This window comes from Rodentibacter sp. Ppn85 (assembly GCF_001999335.1).
Taxonomy (GTDB): Bacteria; Pseudomonadota; Gammaproteobacteria; order Enterobacterales; family Pasteurellaceae; genus Rodentibacter.
On sequence record NZ_MLHS01000042.1, the window covers coordinates 1 to 12814 of the forward strand.

The 12814-nt window shown below is 42.7% G+C and carries 16 protein-coding genes; 10 read left to right on the forward strand and 6 right to left on the reverse strand.

All coding sequences use genetic code 11. The annotated features are described in order from the left end of the window. From BKL51_RS07955 to BKL51_RS11980, 5 genes are all read left to right on the forward strand, one after another. On the forward strand, positions 1 to 784 hold a 784-nt coding region (locus BKL51_RS07955), incomplete at its 5' end, for an MBL fold metallo-hydrolase (protein ID WP_198930118.1). Between the two features lie 179 nt (positions 785 to 963). Further along, positions 964 to 1290 carry a multidrug efflux SMR transporter gene (locus tag BKL51_RS07960; RefSeq protein ID WP_077466178.1) on the forward strand — a complete coding sequence of 109 codons (327 nt, stop codon included), beginning with the start codon at positions 964 to 966 and terminating at the stop codon, positions 1288 to 1290. A 287-nt stretch (positions 1291 to 1577) separates the two neighbouring features. Continuing rightward, on the forward strand, positions 1578 to 2720 hold the full coding sequence (locus BKL51_RS07965) for an NADH-dependent flavin oxidoreductase (RefSeq protein ID WP_077466179.1): 1143 nt from the start codon (positions 1578 to 1580) through the stop codon (positions 2718 to 2720). Positions 2721 to 2939: 219 nt separating this feature from the next. Further along, positions 2940 to 3143, forward strand: a complete 204-nt coding sequence (locus BKL51_RS11975; protein WP_198930119.1) for an alpha/beta hydrolase — start codon at positions 2940 to 2942, stop codon at positions 3141 to 3143. 22 nt (positions 3144 to 3165) lie between these two features. Continuing rightward, positions 3166 to 3606, forward strand: a complete 441-nt coding sequence (locus BKL51_RS11980) for a hypothetical protein (RefSeq protein ID WP_198930120.1) — start codon at positions 3166 to 3168, stop codon at positions 3604 to 3606. A 174-nt stretch (positions 3607 to 3780) separates the two neighbouring features. Here BKL51_RS11980 and BKL51_RS07975 read toward each other — a convergent pair whose 3' ends face one another. Continuing rightward, positions 3781 to 4962, reverse strand: coding sequence for an MFS transporter (locus BKL51_RS07975; protein WP_077466180.1), 1182 nt, complete (start codon positions 4960 to 4962; stop codon positions 3781 to 3783). A 209-nt stretch (positions 4963 to 5171) separates the two neighbouring features. After that, entirely contained in the window at positions 5172 to 5978 is an 807-nt protein-coding gene (dkgB, locus tag BKL51_RS07980) for a 2,5-didehydrogluconate reductase DkgB (protein ID WP_077466181.1), read from the reverse strand. 116 nt (positions 5979 to 6094) lie between these two features. On the opposite strand from dkgB, the gene BKL51_RS07985 reads away from it, so the two are divergent. Then, a complete protein-coding gene (locus BKL51_RS07985; RefSeq protein ID WP_077466182.1) occupies positions 6095 to 6982 on the forward strand; it encodes a LysR substrate-binding domain-containing protein in 888 nt (295 codons plus the stop codon). 3 nt (positions 6983 to 6985) lie between these two features. Here the strand turns inward: BKL51_RS07985 and BKL51_RS07990 are convergent, their stop codons facing one another. After that, the gene (locus tag BKL51_RS07990) at positions 6986 to 7312 is read right to left on the reverse strand and encodes a thioredoxin family protein (RefSeq protein ID WP_077466183.1); all 327 of its coding nucleotides are present in this window, start codon (positions 7310 to 7312) and stop codon (positions 6986 to 6988) included. A gap of 207 nt (positions 7313 to 7519) precedes the next feature. Here BKL51_RS07990 and BKL51_RS07995 point away from each other — a divergent pair, with 207 nt between their 5' ends. From BKL51_RS07995 to BKL51_RS08005, 3 genes are read left to right on the forward strand one after another with little or no spacing between them, the layout of a single operon-like run. Beyond that, positions 7520 to 8374 (forward strand): alpha/beta fold hydrolase, encoded by an 855-nt coding sequence (locus BKL51_RS07995; RefSeq protein ID WP_077466184.1) that lies wholly within the window; start codon positions 7520 to 7522, stop codon positions 8372 to 8374. A gap of 8 nt (positions 8375 to 8382) precedes the next feature. Beyond that, positions 8383 to 8742, forward strand: coding sequence for a phenylpyruvate tautomerase MIF-related protein (locus BKL51_RS08000; protein ID WP_077466185.1), 360 nt, complete (start codon positions 8383 to 8385; stop codon positions 8740 to 8742). Then, positions 8736 to 9593: a DsbA family protein gene (locus BKL51_RS08005; RefSeq protein ID WP_077466186.1), complete on the forward strand. Its 858-nt coding sequence runs from the start codon at positions 8736 to 8738 to the stop codon at positions 9591 to 9593. Before BKL51_RS08000 ends, BKL51_RS08005 begins: the two co-directional genes overlap by 7 nt. A 175-nt stretch (positions 9594 to 9768) precedes the next feature. Here the strand turns inward: BKL51_RS08005 and mltC are convergent, their stop codons facing one another. Genes mltC through mutY form a run of 3 tightly spaced genes read right to left on the reverse strand, consistent with a single transcriptional unit; the run spans position 9769 to position 12246 of the window. Further along, the gene (mltC, locus tag BKL51_RS08010) at positions 9769 to 10848 is read right to left on the reverse strand and encodes a membrane-bound lytic murein transglycosylase MltC (RefSeq protein WP_077466187.1); all 1080 of its coding nucleotides are present in this window, start codon (positions 10846 to 10848) and stop codon (positions 9769 to 9771) included. A 14-nt stretch (positions 10849 to 10862) separates the two neighbouring features. Then, positions 10863 to 11135 (reverse strand): oxidative damage protection protein, encoded by a 273-nt coding sequence (locus BKL51_RS08015; protein ID WP_077466188.1) that lies wholly within the window; start codon positions 11133 to 11135, stop codon positions 10863 to 10865. Continuing rightward, complete coding sequence (gene mutY, locus BKL51_RS08020) at positions 11113 to 12246, reverse strand: A/G-specific adenine glycosylase (protein WP_077466189.1); 1134 nt, start codon at positions 12244 to 12246, stop codon at positions 11113 to 11115. Before mutY ends, BKL51_RS08015 begins: the two co-directional genes overlap by 23 nt. Positions 12247 to 12471: 225 nt before the next feature. On the opposite strand from mutY, the gene rpmE reads away from it, so the two are divergent. Continuing rightward, the gene (gene rpmE, locus BKL51_RS08025) at positions 12472 to 12684 is read left to right on the forward strand and encodes a 50S ribosomal protein L31 (RefSeq protein ID WP_005655540.1); all 213 of its coding nucleotides are present in this window, start codon (positions 12472 to 12474) and stop codon (positions 12682 to 12684) included. Positions 12685 to 12814: the final 130 nt, after the last annotated feature.

Below are 12814 nucleotides of genomic sequence, written 5' to 3' on the forward strand. Positions count from 1 at the left end.
CTACGTCAGCCCCTTAAATAAACTGATCGAAAATGAATTTCGCCCGCTCACCGAACAAGGCGGCGTACATACCGCTGTGAGCGCATTTTTAATCAATACGGGGAAAAACCTTATTCTCGTTGATGCCGGCTCCGGCGATGTGTTTGGCGATAAAGTCGGCTTTGTCGCCGAAAACATGAAAAAAGCCGGTTATCAACCCGAACAAGTGGATATTATTTTGCCTACCCATTTACACTTCGATCACTTTAGCGGCGTCACCCGCAACGGCAAAATGGTATTCCCGAATGCCACGCTTTACATTTCAAACCAAGAAAAAGCCTTTTGGTACGATACACCATTAAGCAACATTCCCGAACACGTCCGCCAATATGTGCAATGGACAAAAGATGCCGTTGCGCCGTATGAAAAAGCCGGTCAAGTGACATACTACGATTCGGGAAAAGAACTCTTTCCAAATGTGCTAAGTGTAAAATCTCACGGCCATACGCCGGGCCACGCCGGCTTTGAATTTAGCTCAAAAGGCGAAACCTTATTTGTGTGGGGCGATTTACTCCACAACCACGCCATTCAACTTGCCGTACCCGATGTGGCCGCAGAGTTTGACGTTGATGCCGAAGGGGCGAAAGAAAGTCGTGCCCGCCTCTTACCCGACATTGCAAAACGCAAATTGTGGGTCGCCGGCGCGCATTTACCTTTCCCGGGTATCGGGCATATCCGAGCGGAAGATAAAGGTGGCTATTCTTGGATTCCTATCGAATATAGGCCGATTGACACGAAAAAATAACCCGTAACATACGTTGCCGTTTGAGCGAAGTCTTAAACGGCAGTTTCACTTACCTAAGCGACACAAGCGGTAAAATTCAGCGCATTTTGCGCACAGATTTTTTGAAAAAACAAGACTGCAATTTCAATTCATTTTTCAGTAAAATAACCGCCTATTCAACACAAATAGGCGTATTTTCAATGACTTGGTTATTTTTAATTCTGGCTATTGTTAGCGAGGTGTTTGGCTCTTCTATGTTAAAAATGAGTCACGGCTTCACGAAACTCATCCCCTCTTTAGGCGTCGTAATCGGATTTGGTTGCTCCTTTTATTTTCTCTCGTTATCGTTAAAAGTTATCCCCCTAGGCACGGCTTACGCTATTTGGGCAGGTTTAGGTTTGGTGCTAACCACGGCGGTCAGTATTCTCTTTTTCGGTCAAAAACCGGATATTGCCGGTATTATCGGGCTAGGGTGCATTCTCGCCGGCGTCATTATTCTGAATACGGTTTCCAATATGGCGCACTAACGGTCGTTTCCCCACCAAAGAGCGGTCGGTTTTCGCCATTATTTTGCAAATGGACAAAAATGATTTTAGACGCACGCAGTGCGTCCCTACCGTTGAACACAAAGTGCCATTTGCACAACGACAATGTAATGCCAATTTTTAACGCAATCTGACCGCTTGTTTCCCGCGCTTTCCTTAAATCATTATGGAATAAAATTCCATACTCAAGCAAATAAACTGGTCTTAATCCATCTTTTCTTCCCGATATAATGCGCCTATCTAATCTTTGAGTTTCACGGGAGTGAAAAATGAACCCAAAATATCAACCTTTATTTGAACCTTATACCCTCAATAACGGCGTAGAAATTAAAAACCGCTTAACCGTTGCACCGCTGACGATTTACGATTCCGGCGCAGACGGTGAAATGACCGAGGCGGGCAGACGCTTTTGGCAGAACCGCTTTAACGGTTTCGGCTTATACATTATGCCGTTTACCAACGTCCACCCCAGCGGCATCGGCTTTGAAAGCCCAAATGCCTTTGACGAACGCCACTTACCGACCTTGCGCGAATATGCCGAGCTCGCTCACGCCCAAGGGGCAAAAGCGGTCGTGCAAATTGCCCACGCCGGTTTACGAGCCGATCCGGCAATGACGCAAGGCGCAGAACTATTCGCCGCCACGGGCGATATTTACGGCCGTTTTCGCACAATGACAGAACAGGAAGTCTGGGATATGGTGGCAAGCTATGCCTATGCGGCGGAACTTGTGCTAAAAGCCGGCTTTGACGGGGTGGAAATTCACGGCGCGAACGGCTGGCAAATTCAACAATTTTTCTCCGCCCAAACCAATTTGCGCACCGATTACTGGGGCGGCAGCCTAGAAAAACGAATGCGTTTTCCGTTGGCGATTGTCGATGCTATTGACGCAATGCGACAAAAACATCATCGCCCCGATTTTATTATCGGCTACCGCTTTTCCCCCGAAGAGCCCGGTGAAAACGGCATTACAATGCAAGAAACGCTGGCATTGGTGGACGCACTGGTGGAAAAACCGTTGCAATATCTGCATATTTCGTTGTGGGATTTTTACAAAAAAGTGCGCCGAGGGGCGGATACCCGTTTAACCCGTATGCAAGTGGTACACGACAAAATCAACGGCAGGCTGCCGTTTTTCGGCTCAGGCAATCTTTACACCGCCGATGATATGCTCAACGCCTATCAAACGGGCTGGGTGGAAAGTGTCTCCATCGGTAAAAGCATTATGCTCAACCCGAATTTAGTCGAATTGATCCAAAGCGGCCGTGAACACGAAATCGAAAACACATTCAATTGGGAAAAAGCCGATGATTACCGCTACACGCCGGCTATGCTACACGGCACACGAATGGGCCACGATTTCTATCCGCCTTCTAAGCAAATCGGGATCAAATATAGATCGACGCATTTCTAACGTATCAGAAAACCGCCTAGGTGTATCGGCGGTTTTTCTTAAATAGAAACAATCTGTTTCATATACTTGCTTTGTTTTTTAATCCTACTTTATTAGAATATCGCCTCGTTTACTAATTGAGTATGGGATTTAATGATGAAAAAATATGGTCTAATTTTGAGTATAATGCTTTCTTTTTCGTCTTTTGTCTTTGGAGAGACAACCAATAAGGAAAGTGCAATGATTAAGAATGTTGTATTGGTTCACGGCGCATTTACTGATGGTTCTACCTACCAAAAAGTAATCCATTTATTGCAACAAAAAGGTTATCAAGTTACCTCTGTACAAAACCCGCTATCCTCATTAGAGGCTGATGTTAGTGCAGTAAAGCAGGTGCTTGATCGTCAGAAACAAGATGTTATTTTAGTGGGGCATTGTCATTAGTGAGGCAGGCAATCACCCGAATGTGAAGAAATTAGCCTATTTATCTGCCATTGTGCCAGATAGCAACGAGAATGCCACAGATGCTTTAGCTCGCCACCAGGCTTCAACGGAGAGTTTAAGTCCCGATGAAAGCGGTATGATTTGGTTGCCTGATGTCAAAACCTATCAAAATGTAATGGGTCAGGATTTACCAATTGAAGAGGTTAATCTCCTTTTTGCAACACAAACACCAATAAATGTGGCAGCTTTTAGCGGTCGCATAGGTCAAGCCGCGTGGAAAACGAAACCAAGTTACTATTTGCTAACCGAACAAGATAATGCGTTACCGTTCAATGTACAACGCTCTTTTGCGACAATGATCCAAGCTAAAACAAAGCTCATTGCTACTAGCCATTTCTCATTGGTTGTTCAGCCAAACGCACAATTTAAAGAAAGTGTAGGGACGCCACGCTGGCATCCGTAAAAAATAAAATGATGTCAATGGGAGTAGCGGACGCCAGCGTGGCGTCCCTACAGATGAGATAAAATTTAAGTTTATGTAACGACTACATAATATCAAGAATAAAGTAAAGAGCGGTCAGATTTGGGAGATTTTTTACTATTTGCAACATTTTCTCCAAATAAGACCGCTTATGGGTTATGCCAACAAAGGGGTGGCGTTTACAAGCATTCGATCGCGGCGTTGAGCCCAAACCAATACTAAGGCAAGCAATGCCATTATTCCTCCTCCGATAGCTACTGCTGTGTAGCTGTCGCTTAAGTATAAAATCAAGCTGCCTACCGCTGCACCTAACGCATTGCCCAAATTAAATGCACCAATATTGACGGCAGAAGCCAAACCGGCGGCTTCGTGAGCAACGGACATTACACGCATTTGGAGTGGGGCGACAATGACAAAGGCGGCAATACCCCAAATAACTAATGAAATTCCTGCACCGTAAGCGGTTGTAGCGAGCATTGGGAATAGGAACATCACTATAGCCAATAAAACCAAGAAGACGACTAAGGTTTTATCAATAGATTTATCCGCCCAACGTCCGCCGACATAATTTCCAATCGAAAATCCTACACCGATTAGCACTAACATTGATGTGATTAGCCCTGATGATGCTTGTGTGAATATTTGTAGGCTTGGCGCAATATAGGTATAGAGGCTAAACATTGCACCGGCACCCATTACGGTCGTTGCCATTGCCAATAATACCAGACGACGAGTTAAAACTTTCAATTCTGATCGAATGTTGGTAACAGGTGCAGCTGTCATTGGCGGTAATGCTTTAGCAAGCGAGAGTACGGTAATGATGCCAAGTAGTGCGATACAAGCAAACGCTATGCGCCAGCCAAAATGTTGCCCGAACCAAGTGGCGAAAGGCACACCGCCAATGTTGGCAATGGTTAAGCCCATAAACATTGCTGCCACAGCACTGGCTTGTTTTTCTTTCGAGACAAGTTGAGCTGCAACTACCGAGCCGATGCCGAAAAATGCCCCGTGATTTAAACTGGTTACTAAGCGTGCTAATGTTAGAGTAAAAAATTCGGGGGCAATCGCCGATAGTAAATTACCGACAATGAATAATATCATCAATAAAATCAAGGCCAGACGGCGATTAAGGCGGTTAAATGCCAGTGTCATTAACGGTGCGCCCACCATTACGCCGACGGCATAAGCGGTAATTAACAATCCGGCTTGAGATATGGAAATCTCTAAACCATTAGCAATTTCGGGCAAAAAGCCCATTGGCGAAAATTCAGTTGTACCAATTGCGAATGCGCCTGCTGCTAAGGCAAACAGGGCAAAGCGGTGTGTTTGAGTGGTCATATTGCTCCTAATCAATTTTTAATTTGGTTTGACCGAAAGTGCGGTCAAATTTTTCGATATTATGTGTCAGTTGTACAAAACTGACATATTAATGTGAGTATAGGGACACACTATGTATCCAATATCAATAATTTCAATCGCTTATTGGTCGGGGCGTATGCAGTACGCCCGACGTTTTGTATTGATTTTTTATTTTGTGTTTTTGTTAATTAATTATCCCAAATCGGCGCAAGCCCTTCAGGACTAACTAATCTACCATTGCGTTCTAATCCGTTAATGGCAGTAATATCTTCAGCATCTAGGGTGAGTTGTTGGGCCAATAAATTACTTGCCAAGTTCTCACGTTTGGTAGAAGACGGAATCACTGCGTAGCCTTGTGCCAATGCCCAAGCTAATACCACTTGAGCGGCTGTGGCGTTATGTTTAGCTGCAATGGCTAAAATCGTCTTATCTTTTAAGGCTTCTCCGTAGGCTAACGTCATATAAGATGTGATATGGATTCCATATTTTCGCGCAGCCTCCACTACCGTACGATTTTGTAAATAAGGTGATAATTCAATTTGGTTGGTGGCAATATTTTCTGCACCGACCGCAGCAATTGCTTCTTCCATTAGTGCAACAGTGAAATTCGATACGCCAATTTTACGGGTTAAACCTTGACGTTTGGCTTCCATCAAGGCTTGCATTGTTTCTGCTACACTTACTTCGCCGTTTGGAGAAGGCCAATGCACTAAAGTGAGATCTACATAATCTGTACCGAGTTTCGCTAAACTTTCTTTTAAGCTGGCAATTAATTTGTCTTTGCCGAGATTTTCCGTCCAAATTTTAGTGGTAATAAATAATTCGCTGCGTGGCACGCCTGATTCTTTGATCGCTGCGCCGATGTCGGCTTCGTTGCCATAAATTTGTGCCGTATCGATCACGCGATAACCTTCTTCAAGCGCCATTTTCACGCTATTTTTTACAATGTCGCCTTCTAAACGAAAAGTGCCAAGTCCGAATGCAGGTATGGTCATAGTTAAGTTCTCCATAAATAGTTTTTGATATTAAGTTTCGATGTGCGCATTGTATTTATTTTACTAATATAAGAAAATAGCAAAAAATTCAAAATACTTTTGCTATTGGAGCAATAATGAAGATCCATTCTGATGAATTGGCTATTTTTGTACAAGTGGTAGAAAGCGGCAGTTTTAGCCGTGCCGCTGAACATTTGGAAATGGCAAATTCCGTTGTGAGCCGTACAGTGAAAAAATTAGAAGATAAGTTGGCGGTTAATCTGCTCAATCGTACAACTCGTCAGTTAAGCCTAACCGAAGAAGGTAGCCGTTTTTTTGCACGAGCGCAAAAGATTTTACAGGAAATGGCTGCTGCAGAGACGGAGATGTTATCGGCTAATAGCATACCTCAAGGGACTTTACGCATTGATTCCGCTTCACCAATGTTGTTACATCTTATTGCTCCGCATATTGCGGAATTTAAACAGCGTTATCCACAGATTGATTTATCGTTAGTTTCTTCCGAAGGCTATATCAACTTGATTGAACGTAAAGTCGATCTTGCTATTAGGGCTGGTAAATTAGATGATTCGAGCTTGCGTGTTCGTCATCTGTTTAATAGCTACCATAAATTGGTTGCTTCTCCGAATTACCTTGCTCAAAACGGTATTCCTAAAACCGTTTCTTGCCTAGATCGACACACGACTATCGGGTATTCCGATTTAAAAAGTTTGAATGAATGGTTCTTTTCTGACAGCAATATTCCCTACCTTGCCACGCCACAATTTACAGCGAATAATGGAGAAGTTATCCGTCGTCTTTGCTTAGAAAGCGTAGGTATTGCTTGTCTCTCCGACTTTATGGTCAATGACGATATTAGCACGGGACGCTTAGTGGAATTATTGCCTGAAAAGCGCATCGATATTCCTCTCCCTTTCCACGCCGTTTATTATAGCGATCAAGCTGTTAGTTTGAAAATTAGAGTATTTATCGATTTTTTGTTGGAGAAATTTAATCAGCAGTAAGAGTTATATTGTGTACTCTTGGCTATATTTTTCTAAAATATCTTGCAAGGCTTTCATATCAATAAATCTTGCTCCACGCCAAATTTCCTTACCGTCAGCAAAGGCTAACACAGCCGGGGCGCTCATAACTTGAAATGCTCCTGCGATGCTTGGAACATTGACAATATTGGTTTCAATCCCTGCAATTTGAGGCATTTCAGATAATAATTTTTCGATTTGGGTATGAAATACGGTACAAACCCCACAGTTTGGGGCTTGAACATACAATAAGGATAAACGATAGTTAGCAATATGTTGTTGGATTATTTGAAGACTATTAGCTCTCTTCATAAGAAAATACCTTGATAATAACTGACTGATTTTACGCAAAAAAACAGTGAATCTAAATGGTTAAATGATTGCAAAAAATCTATAAAATCTAACCGCTCTTTTGAAATTATGGAATAAAATTCCAAACTTACCATCTATAATCCGCCTTAATCAAGTTTAACATCCCTAATATAATGTTCTCACTTAAAATTCAGCGTGAGAATAAAAATGACACCACTCCATCTTTCAACCCAAAGCGGCACTGTGTTACAGGGTGCGTTATTTTCCGAACAACCGTCCGACACAGTGATGATTGCCATTACCGGCATTCACGGTAATTTTTATTCCAACCCGTTTTATCGCAACATTGGCGAGACGTTAAGCCGACACGGCATCGATTTTATCTACGCACAAACCCGTGATGCCTTTAGCAAAATGGCGGTGATCAATACGCAAACGCACCAAAAAGAGATCATCGGTTCGTTTAATGAGGATTTTGCTAACGCGATTGATGATGTCAAAGCCTATGTAGATTACGCGGAACAAGCGGGCTATCGTCGGATTATTTTAGCCGGCCATTCACTGGGGGCGAATAAGGTGATTTATTACCTTTCGCACACCGCCGACTGCCGTATCGCCAAATTCGTGCTATTAAGCCCCGCCAATATCACGCACCTCACCAATAGTGTGAGCGAGCAAGAGCGGGCGTTTATTCGCCAACACATCGAAAACGGCCGGGGAGAAACGTTACTGCCGTTTGAGCTCTTCGGCTGGCTGCCGGCTCAGGCAAACACCGCGTATCAGTGGCTTTATTCAGATTTATTAAATAATGTCCACGTTGAAGCGGACGGCGATTTTACCCAAGTTGAACGCATTCAACATACCGGCGCGTTGCTGATTGGCCGCTATGATCGCTTTACTTATGGCGATCCGGCCGGCTTTTTGCAGAATATTAACGCCCATTTCCCTAATGCCGCACAGAACGAGCTGATTTTTATTGACCAAACGGGGCATACTTACCAACAAAAAGAGCAAAAACTAGCGGATATTTTACGCGATCTTCTGCAAAAATGGCAGAAATAGGAGGAAAAATGCCGTTTATTGATGTTCAAACCAATCTCACAATCAGTGAGGAACACATCACCGCCCTCAAAGCCGGGCTGGGCAAATTGATTGCATATATTCCGCATAAATCCGAGCAATCCTTGATGATCAACTTTCACGATAACGCCCGCCTTTATCTCAAAGGCGATCATCGCATAGCGACGGCGTTGATAACGGTATCTGTGTTCGCAAGCCCTCAACACTTGGGCTATCAGCCATTAGTCCAAGGCATCGCACAGCTTTTTTATCGCATATTGGGCATTCCCCTTGAGCAGGTTTATGTTAAATTTGAAGATATTCCGGCGTGGAGCGTGGCGGGGCAGTTATTTTCGGGGGCAAAATGCTGACAATTTCTCTTTTTACCGATCCGATGATGGGGCTATCCTATGAAAGTGAACCCTTTTTACGCAAGGTAGAAACCCATTTTGGCGGGCAAGTACAATGCCGTCCCGTGATGAGCGGTTTAGTGCGCAATGTATACGATTTTGTCGATCCCAACGACTTGGCGATTAGCCCGGAATATGCGATTGCCCAATACCTCCCCCGCCTTGCCCAAATTTATAATGCGGAGCAAAGTATTAGTGGAATGCCGATCCAAATTACCGAGCTCGCCCTTTTTTCGACAGAGCGCCCCTCAAGCGTACCGCTAAATTTAGCCTATAAAGCCGTTGAGCTCATTGCGCCTGACAAAGCGGCAGCCTTTCTTTACCGCTTGAGGTTCGCGACCATCGCCGAGCAACGGCCGACGACCGAGTTCAATGAAATATTACGCGTCGTCGAGCAGGTCGGTATAGACAAAACCCATTTTGAACGGCGCTACCACAGCGACACGGCACAAGCGGCATTAGAGCACGATTTCCGTTCCAAAAAATCACTGAACATAGACCGCTTGCCTGCCTATCTCTTTGAATATAAAGGCAAACAGCAGTTAGTTAAGGGCGTGTTAGACGATCAAGCGTTGTTCGCCATCATTACCAAATTAACCGATGGCAAATTGCAACCCCAAGCACCTGCCATTAGCCAAAGTGCGGTCAAAAAGTTGATCGAAAAACACAAGCTGATTTCCCCGATTGAAATTCAGTACGCATTCGGACTGCCAACTATTGATGATTTGATGCCTTATCTCATTCCGTTATTGGAAAACGCTACTATTAAGCGGATTGAGGTGAAAGGAGGTTGGTTTTTAAGCTCGGCATAATAGGAAATGCCGTATGGACGTGATTTTTTAGGGGGGGGTCTACATGATCATTGATCAAATTAGTTTAGGAACATTCGATATGTGTTTTAGGATAGATTTATAAACGATATTTAAAGGTAACCGCCTAAACGATCACCTTTAAGTTAAGAAGGGCTATGGAATTTTTGATGATAGATTATCGTCTTACACGGAATTTTTTCTGCGCTTGATCGACCTTCAAAAGATAGTTACGAGCTTGTGATGACGGATGCGCCGTTGTTAGAATGCGGTAAACCTGTTCCGGATACATTTGATTGATTTTGTAGATAGCTTCGTCTTTATCGTTATCAAACACACGTAATACCGCACCCGCACCGCTATTATAAGCGGAAATCATAGCAAATCGTTTAGATGTCGGGTTCGTAATACCATCCAAGTATCGACTTTGTAGAAGCCATAGGTAGGATACTCCGGTATCAATATTATTTGCCGGATCATACAGATAACGTGCGGAAGGCTGGCCGCCTCGCCCTTTCATTGCGAAAACATCACGTCCTGCTGTGTGCGGTACGACTTGCATTAAGCCGATCGCATTGGCATAGCTAATCGCATAAGGATTGAAACTGGATTCGGTTTGCATAATTCCCAAAATTAAACTTTCATCAATACCGTAACGTTGTGCTGCTTTTCGTATCAATGGTAAATATTTTTGTGCGCGAACTTCAACGTGGTTAGCAATCATTGGAATTGCAACAAATTGTACCGTGTTACCGTTTTGTAGGCGGCGGGTTTGTAGTTTATTTTGAATTAAATAGGTAGCAAAATTGCCGGCAATAAATTGGTTTGAAATTTGTTGTCCGTTATTATCGATTACTTGTCCTAAAAGGAAGGGTCTTGAACTAATCGGTACATCTCCTGAGGCAAATAAATCAATCCCTTTTGCATCAGATCCCATTAATAAAGTGTGTACAATGGCATTATGTAATCGATTGAGGTCTCTTTGCGTCTCAATCACAATGTTACCTTCATCGAAACTCACATGGCTGCGAGTATAGAAAGAATCCGTGTATTTCACGTAGTCTTTACGGCTGGCGACGAGTAATTCGTTTACCCCCCAAATGCGGTCAATATTATGAGAGAATTGTCCGGTGAGAATATCTAAGCCTTGCGTATCTTTCGCAAACACTTCATCGTAATTAATGCCTCGATGACGGTGAGAGGAATCACCACAGGCATACAAAAATGGCAGTAATGCCAATAACAAATACTTTTTCATTATCTTATTGCCGATTAATTTGACGGAGGAATGTAACCTTCAATATGTACATCTTTGCCTTCAAACAAAAAATTTATCATCTCTTGTTCGAGTAATTTACGGTGCTCCGTATTCATCATATTGAGTTTTTTCTCATTGACGAGCATCGTTTGTTTTTTGATCCATTCTCCCCAAGCCTGTTTGCTGATTGAATCGAAAATTCGCTTACCCAATTCTCCCGGATAAAGTTGGAAATCTAAGCCTTCGGCTTCTTTTTTGAGATATTCACAAAATACCATTCTCGCCATCATTACTCCTTACAAATTGTGTTAATAAATTTTTTACAGGTTGAGCTAACCCGATATGCTCAGGATTTTTCGGATCATACCAATATTTGACTGCACTTGATAGATTTGGTTTATATTCTTTTGGTTTTTCCATCAATTTATGCCAATCTCGATTTTCCTGTTCGGCTCGAATATTGTTTACTTCGGTGTAAATTGGGTGAATATCTAAATGAAAATGGCTGAATGTATGGCGAAAACTCGGCCACGGCTGATAATGAGAAATACCTTCGCTTAATAAGTAAGTTAGCAAATCTTCTTGTGATTCAAATTGTGGAAAACAAAATAATCCCCCCCATATCCCCGAGTTTTTCCGTTGCTCTAACCATACTTTGCCATTTTTCGACAAAATCAAAAAATAAGTCTCTTTTTCCGGTAACATTTTTTTAGGTTTTTTAGCGGGAAATTGCGCCCAACTTTCATCTTTATAGGCTAAGCAATTTTTTTTCAGAGGACAAAGATCACATTTTGGTTTTGTTCGCGTACAAACCATCGCACCAATATCCATCATTGCCTGATTAAAATCTGCTACAGTCTCTATTGGTGTGACTTGTTCCGTTAAATGCCACAAATGACTCTCTACTTTCTTTTCGCCCGGCCAACCGCTCACCGCAAAATAACGTGCGAGTACGCGTTTTACATTCCCGTCTAATATTGGGTATGGTTGATCCAATACGGAAGATAAAATTGCTCCGGCAGTAGAGCGCCCAATCCCCGGTAATGCCCAAACTTGTTCAAAATTTGTTGGAAAAACTCCATTAAACTCATCTCGAATTTTTTGTGCTGCTTTATGTAAGTTTCGCGCCCGTGCGTAATAACCTAACCCCGTCCATAAATGAAGCACTTCATCTTGTGAAGCATTAGCAAGTGCGGTCACATTTGGAAAAGTTTTGATAAATCGTTCAAAATAAGGAATGACAGTGGCGACTTGAGTTTGTTGTAGCATAACTTCCGAAAGCCAAACGCCATACAATGTTTTGTTTTGTTGCCAAGGTAAATGTTTGCGTCCGAATTTGCCATACCATTGTAGTACGGATTTAGCAAAAGGTGCATTAGGGGAAGATTTGGCTAACATAACTTTCCTAAATTACTAGATTAAAAGTGCGGTCAAAAAATTAAATGAATTTTTATTGTTTCTCAAAAACAATAAGGGCGGATTTTACCATTTCCGCCCTCTTGATCAATCTCATTTTTCCAGTATAATCTGCGGTCTGTTTGGTGCCGGATAACGGCGATTATTAACTCACGCGGTGTAGGAAGAGAGTTCTTATAGCGGCGTGGCTTCATTTTGAGGTTTTCTATGAAACAAGGTATTCACCCGGAATATAAAGAGATCACAGCGACTTGCTCATGCGGTAATGTGATTAAAACCCGTTCAACTTTAGGCAAAGATATCAATCTTGATGTGTGTGGCAATTGCCATCCATTCTACACCGGTAAGCAACGTGTTGTAGATACGGGTGGTCGTGTTGAGCGCTTCAACAGCCGCTTCAAAATCCCAAGTTCAAAATAATTTGGATTTTTTCATAACCCCGCCTTTTGGTGGGGTTTATTACATGAAGAGGAAGATTTTTATGAAAATTCTTTTGATAGATCTCCTCACTAATTTTAATACTAAAGATAATCTCTTTGAAAAAGAGATT

What these genes read in the sequence shown, in the direction of transcription:
- BKL51_RS07960 (WP_077466178.1), top strand. Translation starts at nt 964, where the DNA reads ATGACTTGGTTATTTTTAATTCTGGCTATTGTTAGCGAGGTGTTTGGC.
- BKL51_RS07965 (WP_077466179.1), top strand. Translation starts at nt 1,578, where the DNA reads ATGAACCCAAAATATCAACCTTTATTTGAACCTTATACCCTCAATAAC.
- BKL51_RS11975 (WP_198930119.1), top strand. Translation starts at nt 2,940, where the DNA reads ATGATTAAGAATGTTGTATTGGTTCACGGCGCATTTACTGATGGTTCT.
- BKL51_RS07975 (WP_077466180.1), bottom strand. Translation starts at nt 4,962, where the DNA reads ATGACCACTCAAACACACCGCTTTGCCCTGTTTGCCTTAGCAGCAGGC.
- dkgB (WP_077466181.1), bottom strand. Translation starts at nt 5,978, where the DNA reads ATGACCATACCTGCATTCGGACTTGGCACTTTTCGTTTAGAAGGCGAC.
- BKL51_RS07985 (WP_077466182.1), top strand. Translation starts at nt 6,095, where the DNA reads ATGAAGATCCATTCTGATGAATTGGCTATTTTTGTACAAGTGGTAGAA.
- BKL51_RS07990 (WP_077466183.1), bottom strand. Translation starts at nt 7,312, where the DNA reads ATGAAGAGAGCTAATAGTCTTCAAATAATCCAACAACATATTGCTAAC.
- BKL51_RS07995 (WP_077466184.1), top strand. Translation starts at nt 7,520, where the DNA reads ATGACACCACTCCATCTTTCAACCCAAAGCGGCACTGTGTTACAGGGT.
- BKL51_RS08000 (WP_077466185.1), top strand. Translation starts at nt 8,383, where the DNA reads ATGCCGTTTATTGATGTTCAAACCAATCTCACAATCAGTGAGGAACAC.
- BKL51_RS08005 (WP_077466186.1), top strand. Translation starts at nt 8,736, where the DNA reads ATGCTGACAATTTCTCTTTTTACCGATCCGATGATGGGGCTATCCTAT.
- mltC (WP_077466187.1), bottom strand. Translation starts at nt 10,848, where the DNA reads ATGAAAAAGTATTTGTTATTGGCATTACTGCCATTTTTGTATGCCTGT.
- BKL51_RS08015 (WP_077466188.1), bottom strand. Translation starts at nt 11,135, where the DNA reads ATGGCGAGAATGGTATTTTGTGAATATCTCAAAAAAGAAGCCGAAGGC.
- mutY (WP_077466189.1), bottom strand. Translation starts at nt 12,246, where the DNA reads ATGTTAGCCAAATCTTCCCCTAATGCACCTTTTGCTAAATCCGTACTA.
- rpmE (WP_005655540.1), top strand. Translation starts at nt 12,472, where the DNA reads ATGAAACAAGGTATTCACCCGGAATATAAAGAGATCACAGCGACTTGC.